The sequence below is a fragment of the Pseudoduganella dura genome, from assembly GCF_009727155.1.
GTDB lineage: Bacteria > Pseudomonadota > Gammaproteobacteria > Burkholderiales > Burkholderiaceae_D > Rugamonas > Rugamonas dura.
In genome coordinates this window covers 3,969,958-3,996,667 of the sequence record NZ_WNWM01000002.1, presented here as the reverse complement: position 1 = coordinate 3,996,667, position 26,710 = coordinate 3,969,958, and the positions used below count along the sequence as shown (strand labels likewise).

At 68.1% G+C, this 26,710-nt stretch carries 21 protein-coding genes; 5 read left to right on the top strand and 16 right to left on the bottom strand.

Annotation, left to right across the window (positions count from 1 at the left end; genetic code table 11):
* Nucleotides 1–33: 33 nt before the first annotated feature.
* Nucleotides 34–531, top strand: a complete 498-nt coding sequence (locus GJV26_RS17515; RefSeq protein ID WP_155709959.1) for a cobyrinic acid ac-diamide synthase — start codon at nt 34–36, stop codon at nt 529–531.
* 122 nt (nt 532–653) lie between these two features.
* On the opposite strand, the gene GJV26_RS17510 is transcribed toward GJV26_RS17515, so the two are convergent.
* The 7 genes from GJV26_RS17510 to GJV26_RS17480 form a co-directional block, all read right to left on the bottom strand.
* Nucleotides 654–1,370: a TorF family putative porin gene (locus tag GJV26_RS17510; protein ID WP_155709958.1), complete on the bottom strand. Its 717-nt coding sequence runs from the start codon at nt 1,368–1,370 to the stop codon at nt 654–656.
* Between the two features lie 107 nt (nt 1,371–1,477).
* A complete protein-coding gene (gene kdpE / locus GJV26_RS17505) occupies nt 1,478–2,182 on the bottom strand; it encodes a two-component system response regulator KdpE (protein ID WP_155709957.1) in 705 nt (234 codons plus the stop codon).
* Complete coding sequence (locus GJV26_RS17500) at nt 2,179–4,890, bottom strand: DUF4118 domain-containing protein (RefSeq protein WP_155709956.1); 2,712 nt, start codon at nt 4,888–4,890, stop codon at nt 2,179–2,181. Before GJV26_RS17500 ends, kdpE begins: the two co-directional genes overlap by 4 nt.
* 39 nt (nt 4,891–4,929) lie before the next feature.
* Nucleotides 4,930–5,511 carry a potassium-transporting ATPase subunit KdpC gene (kdpC, locus tag GJV26_RS17495; protein ID WP_155709955.1) on the bottom strand — a complete coding sequence of 194 codons (582 nt, stop codon included), beginning with the start codon at nt 5,509–5,511 and terminating at the stop codon, nt 4,930–4,932.
* Between the two features lie 11 nt (nt 5,512–5,522).
* On the bottom strand, nt 5,523–7,601 hold the full coding sequence (gene kdpB / locus GJV26_RS17490) for a potassium-transporting ATPase subunit KdpB (protein ID WP_155709954.1): 2,079 nt from the start codon (nt 7,599–7,601) through the stop codon (nt 5,523–5,525).
* 10 nt (nt 7,602–7,611) lie between these two features.
* Nucleotides 7,612–9,330: a potassium-transporting ATPase subunit KdpA gene (gene kdpA / locus GJV26_RS17485; protein ID WP_189441637.1), complete on the bottom strand. Its 1,719-nt coding sequence runs from the start codon at nt 9,328–9,330 to the stop codon at nt 7,612–7,614.
* A complete protein-coding gene (locus tag GJV26_RS17480; protein WP_155709953.1) occupies nt 9,327–9,416 on the bottom strand; it encodes a potassium-transporting ATPase subunit F in 90 nt (29 codons plus the stop codon). The genes kdpA and GJV26_RS17480 overlap by 4 nt, the downstream gene beginning before the upstream one ends.
* Nucleotides 9,417–9,795: 379 nt before the next feature.
* Here GJV26_RS17480 and GJV26_RS17475 point away from each other — a divergent pair, with 379 nt between their 5' ends.
* Both GJV26_RS17475 and parC read left to right on the top strand, forming a co-directional pair.
* Entirely contained in the window at nt 9,796–11,790 is a 1,995-nt protein-coding gene (locus GJV26_RS17475; RefSeq protein WP_155709952.1) for a DNA topoisomerase IV subunit B, read from the top strand.
* Nucleotides 11,791–11,859: 69 nt separating this feature from the next.
* The gene (parC, locus tag GJV26_RS17470) at nt 11,860–14,157 is read left to right on the top strand and encodes a DNA topoisomerase IV subunit A (protein ID WP_229419626.1); all 2,298 of its coding nucleotides are present in this window, start codon (nt 11,860–11,862) and stop codon (nt 14,155–14,157) included.
* A gap of 225 nt (nt 14,158–14,382) precedes the next feature.
* Here parC and GJV26_RS17465 read toward each other — a convergent pair whose 3' ends face one another.
* The 3 genes from GJV26_RS17465 to GJV26_RS17455 all read right to left on the bottom strand — a co-directional run bounded on the left by GJV26_RS17465 (nt 14,383) and on the right by GJV26_RS17455 (nt 17,675).
* Nucleotides 14,383–15,447 (bottom strand): patatin-like phospholipase family protein, encoded by a 1,065-nt coding sequence (locus tag GJV26_RS17465; RefSeq protein WP_155709950.1) that lies wholly within the window; start codon nt 15,445–15,447, stop codon nt 14,383–14,385.
* A gap of 175 nt (nt 15,448–15,622) precedes the next feature.
* Nucleotides 15,623–16,102, bottom strand: coding sequence for a hypothetical protein (locus GJV26_RS17460; protein ID WP_155709949.1), 480 nt, complete (start codon nt 16,100–16,102; stop codon nt 15,623–15,625).
* Between the two features lie 157 nt (nt 16,103–16,259).
* Nucleotides 16,260–17,675: an IgA Peptidase M64 gene (locus GJV26_RS17455; RefSeq protein ID WP_155709948.1), complete on the bottom strand. Its 1,416-nt coding sequence runs from the start codon at nt 17,673–17,675 to the stop codon at nt 16,260–16,262.
* A 113-nt stretch (nt 17,676–17,788) separates the two neighbouring features.
* On the opposite strand from GJV26_RS17455, the gene GJV26_RS17450 reads away from it, so the two are divergent.
* Both GJV26_RS17450 and GJV26_RS17445 read left to right on the top strand, forming a co-directional pair.
* Nucleotides 17,789–18,376 (top strand): sigma-70 family RNA polymerase sigma factor, encoded by a 588-nt coding sequence (locus tag GJV26_RS17450; RefSeq protein WP_229427893.1) that lies wholly within the window; start codon nt 17,789–17,791, stop codon nt 18,374–18,376.
* Nucleotides 18,373–19,074, top strand: a complete 702-nt coding sequence (locus GJV26_RS17445; protein ID WP_189441639.1) for an anti-sigma factor — start codon at nt 18,373–18,375, stop codon at nt 19,072–19,074. The genes GJV26_RS17450 and GJV26_RS17445 overlap by 4 nt, the downstream gene beginning before the upstream one ends.
* Nucleotides 19,075–19,100: 26 nt before the next feature.
* Here GJV26_RS17445 and GJV26_RS17440 read toward each other — a convergent pair whose 3' ends face one another.
* From GJV26_RS17440 to GJV26_RS17415, 6 genes are all read right to left on the bottom strand, one after another.
* Nucleotides 19,101–21,083, bottom strand: a complete 1,983-nt coding sequence (locus GJV26_RS17440; protein WP_155709946.1) for a TonB-dependent receptor — start codon at nt 21,081–21,083, stop codon at nt 19,101–19,103.
* Nucleotides 21,084–21,085: 2 nt separating this feature from the next.
* A complete protein-coding gene (locus GJV26_RS17435) occupies nt 21,086–22,222 on the bottom strand; it encodes a HupE/UreJ family protein (protein WP_155709945.1) in 1,137 nt (378 codons plus the stop codon).
* Nucleotides 22,219–23,385 (bottom strand): tetratricopeptide repeat protein, encoded by a 1,167-nt coding sequence (locus tag GJV26_RS17430; RefSeq protein WP_229427894.1) that lies wholly within the window; start codon nt 23,383–23,385, stop codon nt 22,219–22,221. Before GJV26_RS17430 ends, GJV26_RS17435 begins: the two co-directional genes overlap by 4 nt.
* Nucleotides 23,386–23,398: 13 nt before the next feature.
* Nucleotides 23,399–23,653: a hypothetical protein gene (locus tag GJV26_RS17425; protein ID WP_155709944.1), complete on the bottom strand. Its 255-nt coding sequence runs from the start codon at nt 23,651–23,653 to the stop codon at nt 23,399–23,401.
* 10 nt (nt 23,654–23,663) lie between these two features.
* Entirely contained in the window at nt 23,664–25,118 is a 1,455-nt protein-coding gene (locus GJV26_RS17420) for a DUF4331 domain-containing protein (protein ID WP_155709943.1), read from the bottom strand.
* A gap of 284 nt (nt 25,119–25,402) precedes the next feature.
* Nucleotides 25,403–26,710, bottom strand: coding sequence for a cyanophycinase (locus GJV26_RS17415; protein WP_229419337.1), 1,308 nt, complete (start codon nt 26,708–26,710; stop codon nt 25,403–25,405).

The window sequence follows — 26,710 nt, the reverse complement described above, 5'->3', positions numbered from 1 at the left end:
TCCCCCGTTCGCCGCCGGCCGCATGGTGAAATCATGATCGTCACCGTCGTCAGCGAAGGCGCGTGCGACGCCAAGCTCGCGCTGGCCGAACGGCTCGCGGCGCAGCGCACGCTGTCGGGCCGCAAGGTGTTGCTGGTGGACGCGGATTCCCAACCCCATCCGCCGCTCCCCCAGCCGGCACGGACCGTTTGCGGCAAGGGCGTGGAAGCGGAACTGGAAAACCTCGGCATGCGCTTCCAGGACATCGTCGTCGACGCCGACGGCCGCGACTCGCTGGGCAGCCGCGCCGCGCTGATCGCCGCCGGCGTCGTCGTGGTCCCGTCCGACGCCCTGCAGGGCGATCCCGCCCGCACCGCCCGGCTCGCCGAACGCATCGGCAACGCGCGGCTGTTCAACCCGGGGCTGCGGATCGTCATCGTGCCGTGCGGGTCCGGCGATGCGCATGCCGCCATCGCGCTGCACGCCCGGCTGCCCGGCGCCGAGCTGGCCGCCGGCGCCGATACCCTGTACGCCAGCGTGTTTCGCGGCTGATTCGCGGCTGATTACACTCAGAACACTTCCGACACCGTCAGCACCGGCGCATCCGACGTTCTGGTGTCGGACACCGGTTTTTGCCAACATCGGCGCAAAAAACCGGTGTCCGGGCCGAGCGGTCAAAACACCCTTGAAACCGTCAGCACCAGCGCATCCCGCCCGGTGAACTTGCCGTTCGCGGGCGAGGCATACGCGGATCTGCCGGCATTGGTGCCGATATAGGCCAATGCCACGGCAACGAAGCCGAAATCCTTCGTCACGCCGGCCTTCCAGTCGGTGTAGCTGGCATTGCCGTGGTTGCGCACCTTCTGCCGGCCGGCGTGCAGGTTGACGATCCAGCCGCCACCCGCGTCGTGGTTGACCGATGCATCCAGGTAGCCACTGTTCCGGCTGTCCGCGAAACCGAACAGGTTCGTGGCGGCATGCGAGTACTTCAGCGTGGCCGTGCCGTAGCCAAGCTGGCCGTACACCTCCAGCGTATCGGCATCGGGATGGAGACCGTTGGATGGATAGGCATAGCCCAGCACGCCGACGTCATACGCAAAACCGCCGTCGCCGCCGATGCTGCCGCGCTTGCCGGCGTACACGTCCCACTCGATGGCGCCATCGCCGCCGGCATCCTTCGTCCACCTGATCGTCGACAGCCACGTGCCGGCGTACAGACCGGAGCCGCTGTCGGCCCAGTCGGCGCCGCCCTGCAGCGCCGGTTGCAGCCGCGTCTGCGAGATGCCCCGGTAGCGGTAATCGGACACGCCGGCAATGTTGTACGTTATCTGCGCCGAAGCGTTGGCGGCGAAAACGAGGGCGAGGGAAATGCCTGAAATCAGTCGTTTCATGAGGGTCTTTCGAAAATAAAGGGTGAGTCTGGCCTTCGCCGCCACGCGGTGGGCGTGGCGGCGCAGCTGGCCTGGTGCTGCGAATGGGTGGTTCGTGCCGGTGTGCCCTAGCCGGCCGCGAGCAGCAGCCGGTAGCCGACCGCCGTTTCGGTCAGCAGGTGCACCGGCTGGGCGGGGTCGCGCTCCAGCTTCTGGCGCAGGTGGCCCATGTAGATGCGCAGGTAATGGCCGTTCCCGGCGTGGGACGGGCCCCACACCTCGCGCAGCAATTGCGGATTCGTCACGACCCGGCCGGCATTGTTGACCAGCACCGCCAGCAGCCGGTACTCGGTCGGCGTCAGGTGCACCATCTGGCCGCCGCGGGTGACCATGCGCGCCGGCAGGTCCACCGTCACGTCGCCGAACCGCACCACGCCGCCCGCATCCTGTTCCGGCGTGCGCCGGCGCCGCGCCATGGCCCGCACCCGGGCCAGCAGCTCGCCCACGCCGAACGGTTTCGTCAGGTAATCGTCTGCGCCGGCGTCCAGCGCGCGGATCTTTTCGTCTTCGCCGACGCGGGCGGACAGCACGATCACCGGCACCGTCGACCACTTGCGCAGGTCGGCGATCAGGTCCACGCCGTCGCCGTCCGGCAGGCCCAGGTCGAGGATCACGAGGTCCGGGCGGCGCGTGCCGGCATCGATCAGGCCGCGCTGCAGCGTGGCCGCTTCCTGCACGTTCCAGCCTTCTTCCTCCAGCGCCATCCGCACGAAACGGCGGATCTGCGGCTCGTCCTCGACCAGCAGCGCGGTCGGCATCAATTTATCGGTCATTCCAGGGGTTCCTCCGGCAGCGCGGGCGGGGTGCCCAGCGGCAGCGTCAAGACGAGGGCCGCGCCAGTCGGCAGCACGCGCTGCGCATCGATGTGGCCGCCGTGCGCTTCCACGATGGCGCGGCAGATCGCCAGCCCCAGGCCCACGCCCGGCTTGGCGGACTCGCGCTCGCCACGCGTGAATTTCTCAAAGATCGCTTCTTCCTGCCCGGCCGGCAGGCCGGGGCCGTCGTCGGCGACGGTCACCGCCAGCATGCCGTCGCCGACCCGGCCCGCCAGCGTGATCGTGCTGCCCGCCGGCGTGTATTTCGCCGCGTTTTCCAGCAGGTTGCACAGTACCCGCTCGACCAGCACGGCGTCATAGCGCACCAGCGGCAAGTCCGCCGGCAGCTGCGTGACGACGCGGTGGCCGCCCAGCAGCGTGCGGCTGGCGCGCAACGCGCTGCCCACCGTTTCCTCCAGCGCCTGCCACTGCAGGTTCAGGCGGACGGCGCCGCTTTCGATGCGCGCCATGTCGAGCAGGTTCGCCACCAGGGTGCTCATGCGCACGGTTTCTTCCTGCAGCGCGCGCGCCAGGTCCATCTGCCCGGCCGACAGCGCGGGTTTCGACATCGCCAGCGATTCGGCCAGGCCGACCAGCGACGTGAGGGGCGTACGCAAGTCGTGCGACAGCGCCGCCAGCAGCGAATTGCGCAGCCGTTCCGATTCCATCTGCACCAGCGCGCCCTGGGCCACGTCGATGTAATGCACCCGTTCCAGCGCGATCGCGGCCAGCGCGGCGAACGTGTCGAGCTGGCGGCGCTGCTCGGGAATCAGCAGCCAGCGGCGGTCTTGCGGTTCCACGACCAGCACGCCGCGGGTACGCATCGGCGCGACCAGAGGCAGGTAGAACAGCGGCGATGCCGGCAGCGTACCGGTGCCGATGCCGGCAGGCTCCGCATGGTCGAAGGCCCACTGGGCAATGCCCGGGTCCGGCGGTTGCGCCTCCGTGTCCGTCCCCGGCGGTGCCGGCGGCTCCGGCATTTCCAGCCGCCCCGCGGCGTCGGGCAGCAGCAGCGTGACGCGTGCGCGGAACGCCTGCGCCAACGTGCGCCGCGTGATGTCGTGCACCTGCCCCGCCTGCAGCACGCCGGTCAGCTCGCGCGCATATTCATACAGGGCGCGCACCCGTTCCTCGCGGTGCGACGCCACCCGCGCCTGGAACCGCAGGCCGGCCGTCAGGTGGCTCGTGATCAGGCCCACGATCAGCATCACGGCGAACGTGATCAGGTACTGCAAATCGCTGACGGCGAACGAGAACGCCGGCTGCACGAACAGGAAGTCGAACGCGGCCACGCTGACGAAACTGGACAGCACCGCCGGCCCGCGCCCCAGCCGGAACGCCACCACCAGCACGCCGAGCAGGAACAGCATGGCAATATTGGTGATTTCCAGCGCGCCCGCCAGCGGCAGGCCGGCCAGCGCGACGAGCCCGCTGCCGAGCATCGCCAGCAGGTAGCGGCGCCAGCCCTTCGGGGCCGCTTCTTCCACCGCGCTCGCCGCCGGCGCCGGGCGGTCGCCGCCGCGCAGCGCGTCGTTGCCCGTTTCCACGATGTCCAGCGCCGGCGCGGCGGCGGCAATCCGCCGCAGGTGCGGCCGGCGCCACGGCCATGATTTCGTCGCCCGGCCCAGCACCACCTTTGAAATGTTCCGGGCCAGCGCATAGCGGGCGATCGCCGCGCCGATGTCGTCGCCGGCCAGCACCGCCGTGGTGGCCCCCAGTTCCTGCGCCAGCTTCAGCGTCTGCAGGATCTTTTCGCGGCGCGCGGCCGGCAGCCGCTGCAGCGCCGGCGTTTCGACATATACCGCGTGCCAGTCCGTGTTCAGCTGGCTGGCCAGCCGGGCCGCGCTGCGCACCACGTGCTCGCCGCCCGGCCGCGGCCCCACGCACGCCAGCAGCGCCACGCCCGATTTCCACAGCGGGCTGATCGCCTTTTCCACCCGGTAGGCCTGCACGTCGCCGCCGATGCGGTCGGCGGTGCGGCGCAGCGCCAGTTCGCGCAGCGCGATCAGGTTGCCCTTGCGGAAGAAGTTGCGGGCGGCGCGGCCGGCCTGCTCGCCCTGGTACACCTTGCCGTCCTTCAGGCGTTCGAGCAGTTCGTCGGCCGGCACGTCCACCAGCACCACTTCGTCGGCGCGGTCGAACACGGTGTCGGGCAGCGTTTCGGCCACGCGGATGCCGGTGATGCCGCCGACCACGTCGTTCAGGCTTTCCAGGTGCTGCACGTTGACCGTGGTGAACACGTCGATGCCGGCATCGAGCAGCTCCTCCACGTCCTGCCAGCGCTTCGGGTGGCGCGCGCCCGGCGCATTCGAGTGCGCCAGTTCGTCCACCAGGATCAGTGCGGGCTTGCGGGCCAGTGCGCCATCCAGGTCGAATTCCGGCAGCGCCTTGCCGCGCCATGCCACCTGTTTCAACGGCAGCACGTCGAGCGAATCGAGCAGCGCGGCGGTATCGGCGCGGCCGTGCGTCTCGACGATGCCCACCAGCGGCCGCGAGCCTTCGCCCTGCAGCTTGCGCGCGGCCGACAGCATCGCGTACGTCTTGCCCACGCCGGCGGAAGCGCCGAAGTAGATGCGCAGCCGGCCGCGTGCCTCGCGCTGTTCGCGGGCCTGCACCTGCGCCAGCAGGGCGTCCGGATCGGGGCGTTGGCTGTCGATGGGAATCATGTCGTGGGGAGTGTAGCCGATCGCAACGGACGCTGTTCCCTACCGGGAGGCCAGTTGCGCATCCAGCGCCAGGTTCAGCGCCAGCACATTGACTTTCGGCTCGCCGAGGAAGCCGAACAGCGGCCGTTCGGCCTGACGCTCGATCAGGCCGCGCACCGTCACGGGATCGACGCCGCGGGCACGCGCCACGCGGGCGGCCTGGTAGCGCGCCGCGGCCAGGCTGATATCCGGGTCCAGGCCGCTGGCCGACGCGGTGACGAGGTCCACGGGTACGGGCGCCCGGTTGTCCGGATCGGCCTCGCGCAAGGCCGCGATGCGGCCCTTGACGGCGTCGGACAGCGCCGGGTTCGACGGCCCCAGGTTGGAACCGCCGGAGCCGGCCGCGTTGTTCGGCATTGGCGCGGTGGCCGACGGGCGGCCCCAGAAATAGCGCGGCGTGGCGAACGCCTGGCCGACCAGGCGCGAGCCGATGGTCTTGCCGTCATGCGTGATCAGGCTGCCGGCCGCCTGGCCGGACCAGGCCAGCCTGCCGAAGCCGGTAACCGCGTACGGGTACACGATGCCGCACAGCAGCGTGAGGGCGATGAAGATGGTCGCGGCGGGGCGCAGGTGGGAAGTCATGGTGGTTCCTTTCAGACGAGGTTCAGGGCTGCCAGCGCCATGTCGATCAGCTTGATGGCGACGAACGGCAGCACCAGGCCGCCGAGGCCATAGACGAGCAGGTTGCGGCGCAGCAGCGCGGCCGCGCCCACCGCCCGGTATTTCACGCCCTTCAAGGCCAGCGGGATCAGGAACACGATGATCAGCGCGTTGAAGATCACGGCGGACAGGATCGCCGAATCGGGGCTGGTCAGGCGCATCACGTCCAGCGTGCGCAATTGCGGATACGTGCCGACGAAGGCCGCCGGGATGATGGCGAAATACTTGGCCACGTCGTTGGCGATCGAGAACGTGGTCAGCGCGCCGCGCGTCATCAGCATCTGCTTGCCGATCTCCACGATTTCCAGCAGCTTGGTCGGGTTCGAATCCAGGTCGACCATGTTGCCGGCCTCCTTGGCGGCCTGGGTGCCGGTGTTCATCGCCACCGCCACGTCGGCCTGGGCGAGCGCGGGCGCGTCGTTGGTGCCGTCGCCGGTCATCGCCACCAGCCGGCCTTCGGCCTGCGAGCTGCGGATCAGTTTCAGTTTTTCCTCGGGCGTGGCTTCGGCCAGGAAATCGTCGACCCCCGCCTCGGCGGCGATCGCCGCCGCCGTCAGCCGGTTGTCGCCGGTGATCATCACGGTGCGGATGCCCATCTTGCGCAGCGCCGCGAACCGTTCCCGGATGCCGGCCTTGACGATATCCTTCAGCTCGACCACGCCCATCACCTTGCCGTCGTCGACCACCACCAGCGGCGTGCTGCCGCGGCGGGCCACGTCGTCCGCCATGCGCGCCACCTCGGCCGGCCAGCGCCCGCCCTGCCCTTCCACATAGCGCCGCACGGTGTCCATCGCGCCCTTGCGCAGGCGCCGGGCACCGATGTCGGCGCCGCTCATCCGCGTCTGCGCGGTGAATTCGACGAACGAGATTTCCTCCTCGCCGCCGGCGGTGGCCAGCTCGTGTTCCCGTTCTTCAACTGTAAAGCGCTGGCGTGCCAGCGCGACGATGCTGCGCCCTTCCGGCGTTTCGTCGGCCAGCGATGCCAGCCGCGCCGAGCGGGCCAGCTGCTCCTCCGTCACGGCGTGCGCCGGCAGGAAGGCGGCGGCCTGGCGGTTGCCGTGCGTGATCGTGCCGGTCTTGTCCAGCAGCAGCACGTCCACGTCGCCGGCCGCCTCGACGGCCCGGCCGGACGTGGCGATCACGTTCGCCCCCATCATCCGGCTCATGCCGGCCACGCCGATGGCCGACAGCAGGCCGCCGATCGTGGTGGGGATCAGGCATACCAGCAGCGCGATCAGCACGGTGACCGGCACCGGCGTGCCGCCGCCGGCCGCGCCGGCGGCGAACAGCGAGAACGGCAGCAGGGTCACCGTCACCACCAGGAACACGATCGTCAGGGCGACGAGCAGGATGGTCAGCGCGATCTCGTTCGGGGTCTTCTGCCGCTTCGCGCCCTCCACCATCGAGATCATCCGGTCGATGAACGCTTCGCCCGGGTTGACGGCCACGCGCACCACCAGCCAGTCCGACAGCACGCGGGTGCCGCCCGTGACGCTGGCGAAATCGCCGCCCGACTCGCGGATCACCGGCGCCGATTCGCCCGTGATCGCGCTTTCGTCGACCGACGCGACGCCCTCGGTCACTTCGCCGTCGACGGGAATCACGTCGCCCGCCTCGACCAGCACCGTCATGCCCTTGCGCAGGTCGGAGGCCGGCACCGGCAGCCACGTGGTGCCGTACCTGGGCGTGGCCAGCTTCTTCGCCGTGACGGTGGTCTTGAGCGCCCGCAGCGATGCCGCCTGCGCCTTGCTGCGCCCCTCGGCCAGCGCCTCGGCGAAGTTCGCGAACAGCACCGTGAACCACAGCCAGACGGCGATCGCCGCGATGAAGCCCGCCTTGCCGCCGCCGACGGCGGCCTGCGCGGCCAGCAGCGTGGTGGCGATGCTGCCGATATAGACGACGAACATGACCGGGCTGCGCAGCTGCACGCGCGGGTGCAGCTTGCGGAACGCGTCGCCCAGCGCGGGAACGGCCAGCCGCGAATCGAAAAGTGTCAGCGGTGTGCGTGACATGGAAAGCCTCTCAATGGAAAAGTTGCAGGTGTTCGACGACGGGGCCGAGCGCCAGCGCCGGCACGTAGTTCAGCACGCCGACCAGCACGACCACGCCGATCAGCAGGCACACGAACAGCGGGCCATGGGTCGGCATCGTTCCGCCGGTCGCCGGCAGGCGCTGCCTGGCCGCCAGCGAACCGGCGATGGCCAGCACCGGCACGATCACGGCGAAGCGGCCGAACCACATGGCGATCGCCAGCATCGTGTTGTAGAACGGCGTGTTGGCGGACAGCCCGGCGAACGCGCTGCCGTTGTTGTTGGCGGCGGAACTGAACGCGTACAGGATCTCGGAAAAGCCGTGCGCGCCCGGGTTGGCGATGCCGGCCGTGCCGGCGCCCGTGACGACGGCAATCGCCGTGCCGGACAGCACGAGGACCGGCGTGACGAGAATGGCGATCGACGTCATCTTCATTTCGTACGGACCGATCTTCTTGCCCAGGTATTCCGGCGTGCGGCCGATCATCAGCCCGGCGATGAACACCGCCAGGATCGCGAACACCAGCATGCCGTACAGCCCCGAACCCACGCCGCCGAAGATCACTTCGCCGAACTGCATCAGCAGCAGCGGCACCGCGCCGCCCAGCGGCATCAGCGAATCGTGCATCGCGTTGACGGCGCCGCAGGAGGCGGCCGTGGTCACGGCGGCGAACAGCGCCGAACCTTTGACGCCGAAGCGGGTTTCCTTGCCTTCCATGTTGCCGCCCGATTGCAGCGCGCTCGCCGCCTGGTCGACGCCGAGCCCCTGCAGCGCCGGGTGCGCCACCTGCTCGGCCGAAAACACGGCGAGCGTCATCAGCACGAACACGATCGTCATCGCCGCCAGCACGGCCCAGCCCTGGCGGATGTCGCCGACCAGCCGGCCGAAGGCGAAGCACAGCGCGGCCGGGATCAGGAAGATCGCGATCATCTGGATGAAATTGGCCAGCGCCGTGGGGTTCTCGAACGGGTGCGCGGAATTGGCGTTGAAGAAGCCGCCGCCGTTGGTGCCCAGCAGCTTGATCGCTTCCTGCGAGGCGACCGGCCCCATGGCCAGCGTCTGCGCGCCGCCTTCCAGCGTGGCGACCTGCCGGTACGCATCGAAGTTCTGGATCACGCCCTCGCCCATCAGCAGCACGGCCAGCAGCAGCGACAGCGGCAGCAGCACGTACAGCGTGGCGCGGCTGACATCGACCCAGAAATTGCCGACGGAGGCGCTGGAGCGTGCCGCGAACCCGCGGACCAGCGCGAACACGACGGCGATGCCGGTGGCGGCGGACAGGAAATTCTGGCCCGCCAGCGCCACCATCTGGGTGAAGTAGCTCATCGTCTGCTCGCCCGAGTAGCCCTGCCAGTTGGTATTGGCGACGAAACTCACGGCCGTGTTGAACGAGGAATCGGGGCTCACGCCGGGCAGATGCTGCGGGTTCAGCGGCAGCCAGGCCTGCAGGCGCTGCACGGCGTAGACGAACACCGCGCCCAGCGCGTTGAAGACGACCAGCGCGATCGCATAGCTTTTCCAGCCCGTTGCCCGGTCCGCCGGCAGCCCGGCGGCGCGGTACAGCCACCCTTCGGCCTTGTGCAGCCAGCGGAGGCCGGGGATGGGCGCGTCGCCGGCGCCTACCTTGGCCAGGAACGCGCCGAGCGGCCAGGCCAGCGCCAGCAGCACCAGCAGGAAGGCCCCCAGCAAAGTCAGCGATTGGGCGGTCACAGGTCCTCCGCCTTCAGCAGTGCTGCCAGCAGGTAGACCAGCAGCCCGCCCGCGGTGAGCGCGCCGATCAGGTAGACGGCGTTCATGGCTTGCTTCCCAGCCGGGCGCACCCGGCCGCCATGGCGCAGGCCAGCGCCGCGAACACGCCGATCGCGGCCAAAAACACGATATCCATCGCTTTCCTCCCAGGTGTTGTGAAGGAAGGCAGGTTATCGACGGGCGTCTAAAAACGGGGTAAAGACTTGTACGGCAGGTGTAAACAAGGTATAAAAGCGGCCTTTCACTGTATATTTATACAGATGTTTTCAGGGCTGCTTGCTCGTCGGGCCGGCGCCTCGGATAGAATGCCGGACTAAACGCAGCGGTAAAGGCGCGGCACAAAGCGCAACACGAGCACAGCACGAACAGCAGCAACCAGTACCAACCCAGCGCCAACCCGGTGCACTCACTCAGCAATCGTCACGTATGGCCACGAAAAAAACAGTTTCCGACTACAGCGAATCATCGATCCGCGTGCTGAAGGGCCTGGAGCCCGTCAAGCAGCGCCCCGGCATGTATACCCGCACGGAGAACCCGCTGCACATCATCCAGGAGGTGATCGACAACGCATCGGACGAAGCGCTGGGCGGGCATTGCCGCAATATCACCGTCACGCAGAACGCCGACGGCAGCATCACCGTCGAGGATGACGGCCGCGGCATCCCGGTCGGCCTGCACCCGGAAGAAAACGTGCCCACGGTGGAGATCGTGTTCACGCGGCTGCACGCCGGCGGCAAGTTCGACAAGGGCTCGGGCGGCGCGTACGCGTTCTCCGGCGGCCTGCACGGCGTGGGCGTGTCCGTCACCAACGCGCTCTCCAAGCGCCTGGAAATCAACGTCTGGCGCAAGGACGACAAGGGCAACGGCTACCACACGCTGGCGTTCGAGAATGGCGACCTGGTCCAGCCCCTGACGTCGCAGCCGGCGCCGAACGGCAAGAAATCCGGCACCCGCGTCACCGCCTGGCCGGATCCGAAGTATTTCGACTCGCCGCTGATCTCGCAGGTGGAGCTGCAGCGGCTGCTGCGCTCGAAGGCCGTGCTGCTGCCCGGCGTGACCGTCACGCTGAAGAACGGCAAGACCGGCGACGTGCAGACCTGGCAATACAACGACGGCCTGCGCGGCTACCTGAACGAGGCGCTGGCGCAGACCGGCAACGGCGAGACCTGGGTGCCGCTGTTCGAGGGCGAGCAGTTCGCCGGCCCGGATGCCGAGGGCTTCGCCGAGGGCGAAGGCGCTTCGTGGGTGGTGGCGTGGACGGAAGAAGGCGCGATCATGCGCGAATCCTACGTCAACCTGATCCCCACGCCGAACGGCGGTACCCATGAATCCGGCCTGCGCGAAGGCCTGTTCGGAGCGATGAAGAACTTCGTCGAACTGCATTCATTGTTGCCGAAAGGCGTGAAACTGCTGCCGGAAGACGTATTTGCGCGCGCTTCGTTCGTGCTGTCCGCGAAGGTGCTGGACCCGCAGTTCCAGGGCCAGATCAAGGAACGCCTGAACTCGCGCGACGCCGTGCGCCTCGTCTCCACCTACAGCAAGCCGGCGCTGGAACTGTGGCTGAACCAGCACATCGACTGGGGCAAGAAGCTGGCCGAACTCGTCATCAAGCAGGCCCAGTCGCGCCTGCGCTCGGCGCAGAAGGTGGAAAAGAAGAAATCGTCCGGCGTGGCCGTGTTGCCGGGCAAGCTGACCGATTGCGAATCGACCGACATCGCGCGCACGGAGCTGTTCCTGGTCGAGGGCGATTCCGCCGGCGGCTCGGCGAAGATGGGCCGCGACAAGGAATTCCAGGCGATCCTGCCGCTGCGCGGCAAGGTGCTCAATTCCTGGGAAACCGACCGCGACCGCCTGTTCGCCAACAACGAGATCCACGATATCGCCGTGGCGATCGGCGTCGATCCGCACAGCTTCAGCGACACGCCGGACCTGTCGAACCTGCGCTACGGCAAGATTTGCATCCTGTCCGATGCGGACGTGGACGGCTCGCACATCCAGGTGCTGCTGCTCACGCTGTTCTTCCGCCACTTCCCGGCGCTGATCCAGAACGGCAACATCTGCGTGGCCCGCCCGCCGCTGTACCGGGTGGATGCGCCGGCGCGCGGCAAGAAGCCGATCCAGAAGCTCTACGCGCTGGACGACGGCGAACTGACCGCGATCGAGGACAAGCTGCGCAAGGATGGCCTGAAGGATGGCAGCTGGAGCATTTCCCGCTTCAAGGGCCTGGGCGAGATGAACGCCGAACAGCTGTGGGAAACCACGATGAACCCGGACACGCGGCGCCTGCTGCCGGTGGCGCTGGGCGACTTTGCCCACACCGAGGCGGCGGCCCGCTTCAACATGCTGATGGGCAAAGGCGAAGCCGCCGCCCGCCGCGCATGGATCGAAGAACACGGCAACGAAGTCGAAGCAGATATCTAAATCACGAGCACTATGAGCCAAGCAAACCTCTTTGACGCACCGCCGCCGGATGGCGCGGACAACAATGGCATGGGTAACAGCGACGGCGGCAACGGCGGCGAATCGCTGACCCTGTCGACGTTCGCCGAACGCGCCTATCTCGATTACGCCATCTCGGTGGTGAAGGGCCGCGCCCTGCCCGACGTGTGCGACGGCCAGAAGCCGGTGCAGCGCCGCATCCTGTACTCGATGAACGAACTGGGGCTGAACGCCAGCGCCAAGCCCCGCAAGTCCGCCACCGTGGTCGGCGACGTGCTGGGCAAGCTGCACCCGCACGGCGACCAGTCGGTGTACGACGCGCTGGTGCGCATGGCGCAGGACTTTTCGCTGCGCTACCCGCTGATCGACGGCCAGGGCAACTTCGGCTCGCGCGACGGCGACGGCGCCGCGGCGATGCGCTACACCGAAGCGCGCCTCACGCCGATCGCGAAGCTGCTGCTGGACGAAATCGGCCAGGGCACCGTGGACTTCATCCCGAACTACGACGGCTCGACCGAAGAACCGGCCCTGCTGCCGGCGCGGCTGCCGATGGCGCTGCTGAACGGCGCCTCCGGCATCGCGGTCGGCATGGCCACCGAGATCCCGTCGCACAACCTGCGCGAGGTGGCCGGTGCCGCCGTGGCGCTGATCCGCAATCCGAAACTGCCCCACGCCGAACTGATGGAACTGGTGCCGGGCCCGGACTTCCCGGGCGGCGGCCAGCTGATCACCCCCGCCGCGCAGATCGCCGACATGTACGCTTCCGGCCGCGGCAGCATGAAGGTGCGGGCGCGCTGGAAGATCGAGGAAATGGCGCGCGGCCAGTGGCAGGCGGTCGTCTACGAACTGCCGCCGGGCACCTCGTCGCAGAAGGTGCTGGAAGAAATCGAGGAACTGACCAACCCGAAGATCAAGCTGGGCAAGAAGGCGCTGTCGCCGGAACAGCTGGCGCTGAAGCAGCAGGTCCTCGGCGCGCTCGACACGATCCGCGACGAATCCGGCCGCGCCGCGCCGGTGCGCCTGGTGTTCGAACCGAAGTCGAAGAACCAGGACCAGAACGAATTCATGCTGATGCTGCTGGCGCACACGTCGCTGGAAACGTCGGCGCCGATGAACCTGGTGATGATCGGCGGCGACGGCCGCCCGCGCCAGAAGGGCCTCACCGAGATCCTGACGGAGTGGATCGCCTTCCGCTTCGCCACGGTCACCCGCCGCACGCAGCACCGCCTCGCCAAGGTCGACGACCGGATCCATATCCTGGAAGGCCGCGAAACGATCCTGCTGAACATCGACGAGGTGATCCACATCATCCGCAATGCGGATGAGCCGAAGGCGGCGCTGATCGAGCGCTTCAACCTCTCCGAACGGCAGGCCGAGGATATCCTCGAGATCCGCCTGCGCCAGCTGGCCCGCCTGGAAGCGATCAAGATCCAGCAGGAACTGGCCGAACTGCGCAAGGAACGGCAATCGCTGCAGGACCTGCTGGACAATCCGTCGTCGATGAAGCGGCTGATCATCCGCGAGATCGAGGCGGACGCCAAGCTGTACGGCGACGGGCGCCGCACGGTGATCGAAGAGGCGCAGCGCGCCTCCGTCGAGCAGAAGATCGTCGACGAACCGGTGACCGTGATCATTTCGCAAAAAGGCTGGGTGCGGGCGCGCACCGGCACCGGCCACGACCGCGGCCAGTTCACCTTCAAGGCCGGCGACGCGCTGCACGATGCGATCGAATGCCGCACCGTCGACACGCTGCTCGGCTTCGGCGACAACGGCCGCGTGTACTCGGTGCCGGTGGCGGCCCTGCCGAACGCGCGCGGCGACGGCGTGCCGATCACCACACTGGTCGACCTGTCCGGCGGCGCGCGCCTGCTGCACTACTTCGCCGGCCCGGCCTCGACGCAGCTGCTGATGGCGTCCGACGCCGGCTTCGGCTTCATCACGAAGGCGGGCGACATGGTCAGCCGCCAGAAGAGCGGCAAGTCGTTCCTGACGCTGGACGACGGCGCGAAGCCGCTGGCACCGAGCGTGGTGCTGCCCGATGCCAGCGCGATCGCCGTCATCTCCGAAAAATCGCGCCTGCTGGTGTTCGGCATGGACGAGATGAAGGTGCTGTCGAACGGCGGCCGCGGCGTGACGCTGATGGAACTGGACCCGAAGGAAAAGCTGGTGGCCGCCTGTGCGATCACGCAGAAGGGCGTGACCGTGCTGGGCATCGGCAATGCGCAAAAGGTCAAGGAAGAGCGCATGACGCCGCATGCGCTGGCCGAGGGCGAACACTTCGGCAAGCGGGCCAGGAAGGGCAAGCCGATGCCGACGCGGATCAAGCCGACCGGGTTGCTGGCGAACTGACCGGCGGGCGCGTGCTCTCGCGCCGCGGATGCAAAAAGCCCGGGGTGACCCGGGCTTTTTTTATGGCCGTCGATCGGCGCCGAGGACCAGGTGCAGACTGGGGCCAGCCCCCCGATACTGTCGGCGACAGAGCTTGCTGCCGCCGGTAACGGGGGTCTGACCCCGGTGCCTCGCCTTTGGGGCAAGCACATCCGGGTCTGCTCTTTCCGTTTCTACCCAGACTTTTTACGCCGCCGACCGCAGCAGCGGCCGCGGCGCCGTGCGCGCCAGGTACTGCTGCGCCGCCGCGTAGCCGGCTTCGTAACGGTTCGCCACGCCCTGCTGCGAGAAATCGTGGTCGCCGCCGGCCGGTGCCGGCGTGGCGGCGATCACGTGCAGGTTCTTCAGCGCGCGCAGGCGCATCAGCCACGCAAACGCCGGCATCCCCTCCACGGCCGTACCGGCCGTGACCGTCTCCAGCTTGTCGAGCATCGCCACGAAGCCGTCGAGCTTGGCATCGCCGCCGAACTGGTCCCAGAAACGGTTCTGGTATTGCAGCGCGATCGCGCGCGTCTGCACTTCCTGCATCGTGGCCGGTGTCGGCTGGCCATTTGTCGGGAACAGGTCGACCACGAAAATCGGCAACGTGCCGATCTCGTCCGGCTCCAGCAGGTTCAGCAGCGAATCGATCGGCGTATTGCTGAACAGGCCGCCATCCCAGTAGTCGGTGCCGTCGATGCGGGTGGCCGGGAAGCCCGGCGGCAGGCTGCCGCTGGCAACGATGTGCGATGGCGTGAGCTTTGCCCGCACGGCCTGCAGGTGGCACGTATGCGTATGCGCGCCCTGCGCCATGTGGTTGGAAAACGTGGTTTGCCCGCCGGTGTGCAGGCTGGTGGCGGTGACGCCGAAACGGATGTGGTCGGGATTGTTGAGCTGGTCGAAATCCAGGTGGGAAGCCAGCGTGGCCAGCATCGGCGCGGTGGTGCAGAAACTGGTCCAGTTCAGGACGTTCCAGTAGTCGGTGCGCGACAGCCAGAAGTTCGGATTGCCCAGCAGCGACAGGTTGGCCTGCTTGTCCGCCGGCAGGAACGGCACGGTCGGCAGCGTGATCGCCTGCCAGATGTTGCGCAGGCTGGCGGCGATGTCGCCCCCCTTCGCGCCGGCAATCGACGCCGCGTTGATCGCGCCGATCGACACGCCGGTGACCGCCTTCGGATACCAGCCTTCCTCGACCAGCGCCGTCACCACGCCATATTCGAACGCGCCCAGCGCGCCACCACCTTGCAGGACCAATGCCATCGGCTTTTTCATGACTCCTCCATCGAACAGATCAAGAGAAGTGACAGAGTGCCGGGCACAAGCGGTGCGGTATTGACCTGTATCAACAAGTCACGGAAAGCAACACCAACGCAAAAACGGCTGAGCCCGTGTCATGGGGTCAGACCCCATGACACGGGCTCAGCCGTTCGATTACTGCGCTGTCAGCTTAGTGCTTGGCAGCTTCCTTCTTCACGTCGGCATTGGCCTTGGCGATGGCTTCGTCCGTCTTGGCGGCGGCCAGGGCTTTTTCCTTGTCGGCTTCCACTGCTTTCTCGGCGACCTTGGTGTCAGCCTTGACAATGGCTTTGGTGGCCTTGGCATCGGCGGCCGCCACTTTCTTGTCGGCCTTGGCTTCGGCTTTCAGGCGGTCTTCCGGATCGGCGTCGGCCACTTTCTCACCTGCTTTCAGGTGCTCCTTGTTGGCCTTGTGCTGGGCCTTGGCGACTTTCTCGTTAGCCTTGGACTGGGCTTTCGCTACATCCTTATCCGCATCAGCCACTTTTTTCGCTTCTTTTTCCTGGGCCTTGGCGATGTCTTTCTGTGCTTCGGCCTGGGCCTTGGCGACATCGTTGGACTGGGCGTAAGCACCGGTTGCAGCAGCAGTTGCGAAGACACCGGCGATCAGGGTTGCGAGCAGTTTGTTCATGGTTGTCACCTTTCTAGTGTTATTTGGAATGTGCTTTGTTCTTGTCACGTATCCAGAATAAAGTTTCCAAACGCTATCCTCTGTGCGGTAGCGAACCTAGTAACATTCTGTTGCCATTCTTACTATCTTTCGTCGACGTCGATGAATACCCCGGCCGTTACTGTCCCGGCCGCGAATACAGGTCGATCGTCTGCCCCACCGCCTCCGCGCACACGGCACAGAATGCCTCGCTGCGGTCGAACATAAGGCACTGCTGCTGCGAGCGGTAGTAGCCTTTCGCTTCGTAGTTCGCGCCCTCGAACGCGCCCACAGCCTTCGCGTGCGGCGCCTTCGAGAACAGCGCATTGGTCCAGGCGAGATCCTGCGTGAACAGCCTGTTCATCTCGGCTTCGGGCCGGTTGTCCTTGCGCAGCTGCGCGCGCACCTTCTGGTATTCACGCGAGTGGGATTCATATGCCGCCTTCGGCCATGGCGTGGGCAGCGGCGTGCCCGCCTTCACGAAGCGGCGCCACTTGAGGTTGGCCGGGTCGTGCAGCGCCGTCACGTTCGGCTCCCACGGTTCCGGGCGTTCCGCGGTCGACTGGTAGGCTACCGGCGACGTGTAGTACTCGTCCGCCAGGCCGGCGAAGTGATGGCCGAACTCGTGCACGAACAGGTAGTTGGCCCAGTCGTTGTTCGCGGCCGCCGTGCTGAACTGGCCGTAGATGCCGCCGCCGCCGTAGGTGTCGTTGTTGACGAGGATTTCGATGAACTCGTATGGCGCGTGCTGGGCCAGGTCGCGCAGCGCGCGGTTGTCCGTCGTCAGCACATAGCGCTCGCTGCCGAAGATGTCGTAGCGCGTGTTCAGTGCCGATGCATGGTGCGTGCCGGTCGACGGCCGGCTCACGCCCGACTCCTCCGTGGGCACGGCCAGGCCCCACACGTTGAAGTCCTGTGCGCGCTCCTTGAACGGCGACACGGTGAACAGGTAATCGGCCAGCCGCTTCGCCGTGGCTTCGAACTTGCCCAGTTCGGCACGGGTGTAGCCGTCACCGAGGATCAGCAGGTCCACCTTCTGCGGCGACGGCCCGCCGATCCTGATCGGGATCGGCTGCGCCGGTGCCGGCGGCTGCCGGCGTACGACATCGGGCGCGTCGGTGTCGACGTCGGCCGTCCAAACGATCGAGAACTGGTTTCTTTCGTCGCGTTTCAGGATGCGTACCTTGACCGGCACGTCCGGCTTCGGGAAGCGCACCGATTCGCCGAACGCGCGCGTCATCTTCCCGGCTTCATCGGTGCTCTTCCACTCGCCGAACACGGTGGAAAAGCCGCGCGAGTACAGCAGCCTGCCCGTCTTCGCATCCACCACCTCGACCCTGTTGATGCCGCGGTCGGTGTCGTCCAGCGTGCGCGTCACGTCGCCCGGCCACGGCAGCGGCTCGATCAGCACGCGGTCCATCGCGTAGTGCTCGGACAGTGCGTTGCCGCTGTGGATGTAGTCGACGCGCACGGTGGCGGGTTGGCCGGCGGGTGCGGCAAGGGCGGCGCCGGCGGAAAACAGGCAGGCCAGGCCGGCAAGGAAGGAAGCGCGCATGCAAAGCTCCGATCGGGAAAGAGGCGGCCATTGTAACCGTCGCGCCGGCTGGCCTTGCCCGGCAGCGCAAAGCACGATAACCTGTGCTTACAAATTGCCAGCCACCGAGCCCCGTGCCTTACGACACCCCCCACGATCCGGATCAACTGCATGGTCTGCTGCTGGCCGCCGGCCGCCGCGATGCGCAGGCGTTCCGCACGCTGTACGACGCCACCTCGCCGAAGCTGTTCGGCTTTGCACTGCGCATCCTCCACAAACGCGAACTGGCCGAAGAGGCGCTGCAGGATGGCTACGTGGCGATCTGGCACGCGGCCGGCACGTACCAGGCGGCGCTGGCCGCGCCGATGACATGGATGACCACGATCGTGCGCAACAAGGCGCTCGATATCCGGCGCCGGCTGGACCAGCCCGTGGAAATCGATGCCGACGGCTTCGACAGCGAAGTGATCGCGGCGCTGGCCGCAGCCGGCCCGGGACCGGCGGAAACGCTGCAGCGATCCACCGAGGCGCAGGCGCTGGCGCACTGCATGGCCACGCTGGAGCGGCGCCACCAGCAGGCGATCGGGCTGGCGTTCTTCCATGACCTTACCCATGGCGAAGTGGCGCAACAGCTGTCACTGCCCCTGGGCACGGTCAAGACCTGGATCCGCCGGGGGCTCGAAAAGCTGAAAAACTGCCTGGCACGCCGGGAGGCGCCGTGAACCATCGCGATCACCCGGACCTGTGCGACCGCCTGGCCGCCGAATACGTACTGGGCACGCTCAAGGGCGGCGCCCGGCGCCGCTTCGAAGGCTGGCTGCATGGCGACGCCGCGCTGCGCCGCACCGTGGCCGAGTGGCAGGAACGCCTGGTGCCGCTGGCCGAATTCACGCCGTCGCAGTCTCCCGGGGCGCACGTATGGCGTGCCATCGAGGGGCGCCTGCGCCTGGAACCGGCTGCCCGGTGGTGGCAGTTCTGGAAAGGCGACCCGTTGCGGTCATGGCGCACGCTGGCCGGCGCATCGACAGCGGCAGCCATCGCGCTGGCGGTCACGCTCGCGGTACAGGAGCCGGCGCCGCGCATCGACACCTTCGCCGCGCTGACCGATGAACGCGCCCAGGCCGCGCTGCTGGTAACGGCGGACCGCCGCAACCGCGTGATCGCCATCCGCACCGTGGGCGGCACGCCGGTACCGGACGACCGCACGCTGCAGCTGTGGGCCATCACGCAGGCGGGCACGCCGCGCTCGCTGGGCATCCTCGACGAACGTGGCACGGCCACCATCGCGTTCAGCGACCGGGCGCTGGGCCGCGACGTGGCGGTGCTGGCCGTGAGCCTGGAACCGAAGGGCGGCTCGCCGAACCCGAACGCGCCTACCGGGCCGGTGCTGTACAAGGGCGCCTGGGTCCGCGTGCTGTAGGCCGGGCGTTTTTCAGAAGCTGTGGTTCAGAAGGTGTAATTCAGCGCCAGCCGCACGGTGCGCGGCTCGACCGGGTGGAAATGCACGTCGTCCCGCGCTGCGGCCTCGCCCGGCAGCCGCGAAGCATAGTAGTACTCGATATCGCTGGCCTTCCGGTCGAACAGGTTGAACACATCGAGCGTGAGCTGCGTGCGCGGGTTGAACCGGTAAGCGATACGGGCCGAAGCCAGCGTGGAGGCCCGCGAGCGCACGCCGTCGTCTTCGGTCAACGCACGCGGCCCCAGATACCGCACATTGAAACCGCCGGACCACCGCTTGCCCAGCGGCGCGTAGCTCACATCGAACGCAGCCATCCGCTCCAGCGCCCCCGGCACGCGATCGCCCTCCTCCGCAGGCTGCGTGTAGCGGGCCCGGGAAACGGCCAGGTCCAGGTCGAACCGCAGCGGCCCCGTGGTGTATTGCGTATTCCATTCGATGCCATGGCGCCGGCTGGCACGGCTGGGTTCCGTGGTGCCGGCGTCGCCCACGTACACCAGTTCCGAGCCGCTCGACAGTCGCCATGCCGTCAACGACGTCTCCAGCCCCGGCACCGGCTCGCTGCGCACGCCGGCTTCGACACCCCGCGTGCGCACCAGCGGCGTGACGCCGTCCACCACGCCGCGCGCATCGTTGCTGTGGAAGCCGTGCCCGGCGTTGAAGAACAGTTCCATGTTCCGCCATGGCCCGGCGATCACGGACAGCTTCGGTGTCGCGATCGTCGCATCGGCGCGGCGCCCGTTCACATCGAAGCGGTACGCGTCGCCGCGCAGCCCGGCCACCGTGCGCAGCCACGGTGCCCACCGCACCGACGTTTCGGCGAACACGCCGGCGCTCGTTTCGCGCACACGGTCCTCGCGCACGACAGCCGCGGTGCGGCGCGCCACGGTCGTGTACAGCCCCACGGGCGACAGCCGGTCGCTGCGCACCTGCACGCCGGCCCGGTTGTGCAAATCCAGCCCCGCCAGCGTGCCCTGCCACGACCACGCGGCATCGGCCCCCAGCATCGTGCGCCGTTCGCCCTGGCGGAACTGGTCGCCTTCCTCCGGCCGCTCGAGCGCATAGGTGAAATTGCTGTACAGGTCCAGCGTCGAGCGCACGGCATAGGCGCTCAGCTCGACGCGCCCGCTGCTCCACTGGCCATGCCGCGCGGCCGACAGGCTGTAGCGCGATGCGCGGCCGCCATCGGTGGGATCGAGGCTGCCGAACCGCCCGACCTGGTCCACGGCGCGCAGCGCAATCTGGTCCGTCGCGGTCCACCGGTTGCGGTAAGCCATCGCGGTCACGTTCCAGCCATCGTCCCTGTCTCCGCCGCTCCAGCGCAGCAGGCCGGATACTTTTCGCCCGTCCTCGGGCACGGTCCACGGCCCGTCGTTGCGCTGCACGTCGAGGCCGTACAGCAGGTTGCCCGCCGTGGCGCCGGCCAGCAGCGCGCGCCGATAGCCATGCCGGCCGACCGTGATGCCGGCCATCGTGGTGGCCAAACCCGGCACGTCGTCGGCCAGCGCGATGCGGGCACTGCCGGCGGACGCGAAATCGCCATCCGCGGCGGCGTACGGCCCCTTGCGGTAATCGATGCGCCGCACCAGTTCCGGGATCACGAAGTTCAGGTCCGTGTAGCCCTGCCCGTGCGCGTGGCTGCGCATGTTGACGGGCATGCCGTCGACGAAGGTGGCGAAATCGGTGCCATGGTCCAGGTTGAAGCCGCGCAGGAAGTACTGGTTGGCCTTGCCGGCGCCGCTGTGCTGGGTGACGGCCAGCCCCGGCACGAATTCCAGCAGTTCGCCGGTGCGCAGCAGTGGCCGGGCGGCGATTTCCGCCGCGCCCACGCTGCCGGCGCTGGCGGCATCGGCCGCGTCGCCGCGCTGCCCGACGACCTGGACGACGGCCATGCCGGCGCTGGGCAATCCGGCAGCGGCCGCGCAGGCGCCCGCCGCGAACACGCAGCCCGCGGTAAAAACGGTTCGCAACATGATCAGGCTCCGGAAAACGGGAAGGTCCATGCGGGGAGGTCGAAGGCGCGCTCGCCCAGCCAGGCGAAGGCGACCAGTGCGATCGCCAGCGAGCCCGCCGGCAGCAATACGCGGCGGTACGCGCGCGTTGCGCGCAGTGCGAACGCCAGCGGCAGCACGACGGCCACGATCGCCAGCTGGCCCAGCTCGACGCCCAGGTTGAAGCCGGACAGCGATGCCGCCAGCGCGCCGCGCGGCAAGCCCAGGTCGGCCAGCACGCCGGCAAAGCCGAAGCCATGCACCAGGCCGAACAGGAATGCCGCCGCCCAGCGCGGCCCCGGGAGCACCGGCCAGACATTGTTCAGCGCGGCCACGGCCACCGACGCCGCGATCGCCGATTCGACCCAGCGCGACGGCGGCGCCACCACGCCGAGCGCGGCCAGCGCCAGCGTGAGCGAGTGGGCCAGCGTGAACGCGGTCACCGTTTTCAGCACATCGGTGGCGGCGCCGCGGAAGGCCGGCACGTGCTGCCAGCCGCCGTCGCGCCGTACCAGCACGGCCGGCAGCAGCAGCGAGACCAGGAACAGCACATGGTCGTAGCCGATCCAGATATGCCACGCGCCGTGCCGCACGTAGGCAAGGAATTGCTGGAAGGCGCTCGCCTGCGCCAGCGGCACCGTCTGCACCGGCCGCTCGCCGCCGAGGATCGCCGTGCGCGCATCGCCGTTATCGCCGATGCGGAGCAGCCCGCGATGCTGCGCATCGACATCGCCGAACAGCCGGTAGGCAATGGTCAGTTCGGCCGGCTTGACGGTGCAGGTGCCGCGCAGCGGCAGCACCGTGTAGGCGCCGTCGGTGTGCTCGTCGACAAGCTGGCTGCCGGCGGCCAGCGTGCATGGCGCGCCGCCGGCGGCAATGCTCAGCCGCGACAGCGCGTAAGCCTCGATCGCGCCGTGCCGGGCGCGCAGCTCGTTCCATGTGAGCCGGCCGTCGCCGTCGCCGTCGAGGCCCAGCGCCAGGTCGAGATCGCGCAGCGCGATATCCCAGCGGCCTTCGATGCGGGTGCCGTCCACGCGCAGCGACAGGTAGCTGTCGCTGGGCTTGTGCGCGGATGCCGGCACTGTCCACAGCAGGAACAGCAGTGCAAGGAGCGCCTTCATGATGCCCGCTCCACCAGCCGCGCCACGACCACGTCCTGCAGGCCCTGCGCACGGATCCAGCGCAGCACCGGCTGCAGTGCCGCGCTGTCGCGCGCGGCGAGCCCCGCTTCGAGCAGGATGCGGGTATCGGCCAGTTCCTTCTGCACCTGCCAGTTGCGCTGTGCGAGCGCCAGCGCGGCAGGCATATCCTTGACCACGTGAAGCGTGAAGCGTGCCTGTTCGCGCAGGTGCACCGCGTCGCCGCGCAGCGACGCCGCATCGAACCGCGCCTGCAGTTCGGCCCGCACGGGAACCAGCGCATCGCGCCTGCCGAGCGCCTGCAGTGCCAGCGCGTGCCGCAGCAGCAGCGCATCGTTGCGGTGATGATCGCGCAGCAGCGCCGGCACGTCGGCCGCCCTGCCCCGGTCGAGCAGGAAGTCGGCGTAGGCGCCCAGCAGGTAGCTGTCCGCAGGCGCCACGCGCAACGCGGCAAGAAAGCGCTGTTGCGCCACGGGCGCATCGCCGCGCCGCGCCGCCAGTTCCGCCAGCATGGTCAGCGCCCACGTCCTGATTTCCGGCGCCGGATTGTTCCCGGCCTCGCGTTCCCGCTCGAGACCGAGCGCCAGCAGCTGCTCGGCCCCGCGCATCCGGCCGGTATTGGCGCTGGCCACGGCCAGGCAGGCGAACGTCTCAAGCTGGCCGGCCAGCGACGACAGCCGGCCACAGCTGGCAATGGCGCCGGCGCTGTCGCCCTGCACCGCCTGCACCGTGGCCAGCGTCAGCCAGGCTTGCGCCGCGCGGGGGTCGGCGGCCACGATCCGGCCCAGCTCCGCTTGCGCTTCGGTGAAATGGTGGCCGTTCTGCAGCAGGGTCGCGCGCAGCAGCCGCACGCCGTTCGACGCATCCGGCCGGTCCCACCAGGGTGCCAGCACCGCCTGGGCTTGCCCGTAGTAGCGGGGGTCGGCACTGGCGCGGCCCAGCATCACATAGCGCCGGGCCAGCACCAGCGCCGGCTCCGGGTCGCGCGGCGCCGCCACCACGGCGGCCCGCAATGCGCGCAGGCCGTCGTCCTGCCGCGGCAGTTCGGTGATCACCTCGTTGCCCGATGCCGGTGTGCGCGGCGCCGCCACCCCTTGCATCAGGGGCAGCAGCGCCAGCACCGCGCTGGCAATGATGTTTTTCACGACGCGCTCCGGCTCAGTTCAACGCCTGCGGTTCCTGGCCTTCGGCCGGGGTTGCCACGCCATCGACCGCCACCGGCTCGCCGTCGGCATCGCCTCCCAGCAGGCCTTGCACGCTGGAGAAAAAGGCATCGGCCATGGTGACCGGCGCCGCGACCGGCGCGGTCGATGGCATGGCAACCCCGGCCGTGGCCGCGCCGGCGGAATCACCGCCGCCCCCGCCGCCGCATCCGGCAAGCAGCAGCGCCGCCAGGAAGGAAACTGTTTTCATGATCGCCTCCTCACTGCCGCGACGCGACCGATTGCGGCGAACCCGGAATCGGCGTGGTCAGGTAAGGGAAGGCATTGTTGAACGCGGCATCGTCCAGGAAGGCGCCATCCGTGAACCGGATCGCGCCGGAGGGCGCATTGGCCGGCGCGCAGCCCAGGTTCAGCGTGCACAGCTTGCCCATCGCCACGCGCAGCTCGATGTCCACCACGTCGTCGCCGGGCCGGCGGCCGTTCGGGAAGCCGGCGTTGTCGCCATCGATCACGCCGAGCCGCTTCTGCGAACCTTTCGCCACCGGCGCGATCGATGTGTTCAGCCGCAGCATTTCCGACGGCGTGACCTTGGCCGGCTGGTTCAGGCCGGGCACGCCCGTCAGGAACACGGTCACCAGGTCGTTGCGGGGGAAGTTCGTGGGCGCCTTCACGCCGGCGCCGGCGAACAGCGTTTCCACCAGCGCGGGCAAGGTGGGGTTCGTCACGTAGGCGAGGAACTGCGTGTCGCCGCTGGGGCGGCTGTGGTTGAAGCGGTCCTTGTCCTTCAGGCCGATCACCACTTCGTTCACCAGCGGCATGCCCAGGCGCGATACCTGCGTCCACGCGCCGCCCTCTTTCGTGGCGTTGTTGGTATTGAACGGCACCGGGTTCACCACCCGTGCCTGCGGCACGCTGGCCGTGGTCCAGCCGCCGATGACGGGATCGGCGCTGCCCGGCGCCACCAGGCAGCTGGCGGCCACTTCCAGCGCGATCGTGGTCACGTTCTTGTCGGCCAGGTCGTCGCGCGCGCTGCGCTCGGCGTTCGCATCGAACTCCACCGCCGGCGACTTGTAGTTGACGAGGTCGAACGTTTCACCGAGGTTGACGGCGAACGAATCCTTGCGCTGGCCGACGAACATGCGCGCCGGCGTGGCGCAGCCGGGCAGCGTCACGTCATATACGTGGCGCGCCGCGTAGCCGGCATAGTCGGGAATGGCCTTGTTGCCGATATTGTCGACCGGCTTGTCGAACACCTTCGCGCCGCTGGGATTGGCGATCCGTTCGCGCGTGCCGGTGCGGCGGTCGCCCCGCACCACGTTCACGGTGTAGGTCTCGCGCACGTTCAGGCCCGGCGGATTGACATCGTTGATCGCCCCGCCGTTGATGATCAGGGGAATCGGCACTTTCTTGCCGCCAACAACGAACGAATCGTTGTTGTTGGTGCTGGCGAAGCGGAACTGGAACGTGATGTCTTCCTTCGCATCGCCGTTGTTGTCGACATGGATCTCGTACAGCGCGTTCGGATCGAGCTGGAAGTAGTTCGGCCCGCCATAACCATCCTGCAGCGGCAGGTAGTTGGCCACCAGCGTCACGAATTTCTCGCGGCCGGGCTCGTAACTGCGGAACATGTAGAAATCCGTCGCGTCGGCGCGCGGCATGCCGGCGATGAACGGAGCTTCGCGGTGGCTCGATGCCACCGCCGTCGACGCGAGCATGGTGAACGCGACAGGCAGAACCACGGGTAAAGAACGTTGAATCAGGTTGACCACGATATCCCCCTTTATGTAGTGGAGTACAGCGTGGCCTTATACGCACCGGGGGCGCGGGCGGATTCAATTATTTTTAAGTTATCGGATGCTCCGGCGGAAAACCGGTGCCAGACACCTGGGAGACCGAGCCGTCGACACAGGTCCCAGGGCAAGGCGCATCGTCGAAGACAGTACTTTATTAGTACGGCGAGACGAATGCAACGCAGCCATGGGGCCTGTGTTGGCGGCTCTCAGCGGTATTTGTAGAGGGGGCGCGGTATGTCGATCGGGCGGATGTCGAGCCGCACGTTCAGCACCGAATACGCGTCCACCGTATTGGAGAGGTAGCCGACTGTTTCCGGTGTCTTGGTGAAGCGGAATTCGAAGCCCACTTCCGGCGCCGTCGAGCGCGGGTTGCCGCTGGCGATGCCGATCGCTTCTTCCTGGTCGCTGTCGATCAGCCGCTCCATGATGTTGACCACCGCGCTGTTGCCGAGGATGTCGTTGCTGAACACGGGCCCGCGCAATGCCGTGCGGGCCGGATCGATCCGGCCGCCCGCCTTGTCCGGCGATGGCGTGAAGCTTTGCGTGATGATGTTGAACTTGTCGCCGCGGTCGAGGTAGCTGATGCGCACGTTGCTGACGTTGAAATCGGGCTTGCTGGTGTCCGTCACCGCCAGCGACAGGTCCATCAGCAGCGCCCCCGTGTAGCCGATGACTTCCACTTCGCGCTGGGCATTGATGACCATCGCGCTGTCCTCGTCGACGCCGAGGCCGAGCTTGTAGTTCTTGGCCAGCATGACCGGGATCATCCGCGCGAAGCGCCCGCGCACCAGCAGGTGCTGGTCGACGAACACGTCGTCGCCGATGAAGCCGAGGCCGGGAGCGATTTCCTGCCCGTCTTTGACGCCGCCACGCAGCATTGCCAGGATCGCATCGGGCCGGTAGAACATCGTGCTGCTCATGATGGCCGCGCCGGCGCTGGTGCCGGCGACGACGCCGCCGCGGCGGTACAGGTCCCATATCGCTTCCAGCGCCAGCGTGCGGGTGCCGTTCTCGCGGATCAGTGCCTGCGTGATGCGGGCCTGGTCGCCGCCGGCGAAATACACGCCATCGGCCTTGCGGATTTTTTCCGCCAGCGCCGCGTCGTCCGCCGCCTTGCGGTAGTCGCTGTTGGCCAGCCGCTGCGCCACCGGCACCGCGAACGCCTCGGCGCCGTATTTCTTCAGGTAGGCGATGCTGGTGGCCGCGGCCCGCTCGGGCGTGCCGGAGGCGGACGGGAACACCGCGATCCGGGCACCCCTGCCGCCGGCCAGGCTGACGATCTTTTGCCAGACATCGGCATTGTCGGCGCGCAGGCCGCCGCCGATGATCACGAGCGAGCCCTTGGCCGCCGGCAGCGGCGCACGCGGCGCCACGGGTTCCTGGGGTGCCTTTTCAAGCGTCTGCGCGGTGGCGGCCAGGCTGGCGAGGACCAGGGACATGACGAGGATCGGCTTGAAGATCGGCTTGAAGTTCGGCTTCAGCATCGGCGGCGGCTTGCACTTCGTCCCCAACAT

Bases quoted from the DNA above. Each gene is read 5' to 3' on its own strand.
- GJV26_RS17415 (WP_229419337.1), bottom strand. From the start codon at position 26,710: ATGTTGGGGACGAAGTGCAAGCCGCCGCCGATGCTGAAGCCGAACTTC.
- GJV26_RS17480 (WP_155709953.1), bottom strand. From the start codon at position 9,416: ATGAACGCCGTCTACCTGATCGGCGCGCTCACCGCGGGCGGGCTGCTG.
- kdpB (WP_155709954.1), bottom strand. From the start codon at position 7,601: ATGTCACGCACACCGCTGACACTTTTCGATTCGCGGCTGGCCGTTCCC.
- GJV26_RS17515 (WP_155709959.1), top strand. From the start codon at position 34: ATGATCGTCACCGTCGTCAGCGAAGGCGCGTGCGACGCCAAGCTCGCG.
- kdpE (WP_155709957.1), bottom strand. From the start codon at position 2,182: ATGACCGATAAATTGATGCCGACCGCGCTGCTGGTCGAGGACGAGCCG.
- GJV26_RS17435 (WP_155709945.1), bottom strand. From the start codon at position 22,222: ATGAAGGCGCTCCTTGCACTGCTGTTCCTGCTGTGGACAGTGCCGGCA.
- GJV26_RS17475 (WP_155709952.1), top strand. From the start codon at position 9,796: ATGGCCACGAAAAAAACAGTTTCCGACTACAGCGAATCATCGATCCGC.
- GJV26_RS17465 (WP_155709950.1), bottom strand. From the start codon at position 15,447: ATGAAAAAGCCGATGGCATTGGTCCTGCAAGGTGGTGGCGCGCTGGGC.
- GJV26_RS17420 (WP_155709943.1), bottom strand. From the start codon at position 25,118: ATGCTCGCGTCGACGGCGGTGGCATCGAGCCACCGCGAAGCTCCGTTC.
- GJV26_RS17510 (WP_155709958.1), bottom strand. From the start codon at position 1,370: ATGAAACGACTGATTTCAGGCATTTCCCTCGCCCTCGTTTTCGCCGCC.
- kdpC (WP_155709955.1), bottom strand. From the start codon at position 5,511: ATGACTTCCCACCTGCGCCCCGCCGCGACCATCTTCATCGCCCTCACG.
- GJV26_RS17460 (WP_155709949.1), bottom strand. From the start codon at position 16,102: ATGAACAAACTGCTCGCAACCCTGATCGCCGGTGTCTTCGCAACTGCT.
- parC (WP_229419626.1), top strand. From the start codon at position 11,860: ATGGGTAACAGCGACGGCGGCAACGGCGGCGAATCGCTGACCCTGTCG.
- GJV26_RS17500 (WP_155709956.1), bottom strand. From the start codon at position 4,890: ATGATTCCCATCGACAGCCAACGCCCCGATCCGGACGCCCTGCTGGCG.
- GJV26_RS17440 (WP_155709946.1), bottom strand. From the start codon at position 21,083: ATGTTGCGAACCGTTTTTACCGCGGGCTGCGTGTTCGCGGCGGGCGCC.
- GJV26_RS17455 (WP_155709948.1), bottom strand. From the start codon at position 17,675: ATGCGCGCTTCCTTCCTTGCCGGCCTGGCCTGCCTGTTTTCCGCCGGC.
- GJV26_RS17425 (WP_155709944.1), bottom strand. From the start codon at position 23,653: ATGAAAACAGTTTCCTTCCTGGCGGCGCTGCTGCTTGCCGGATGCGGC.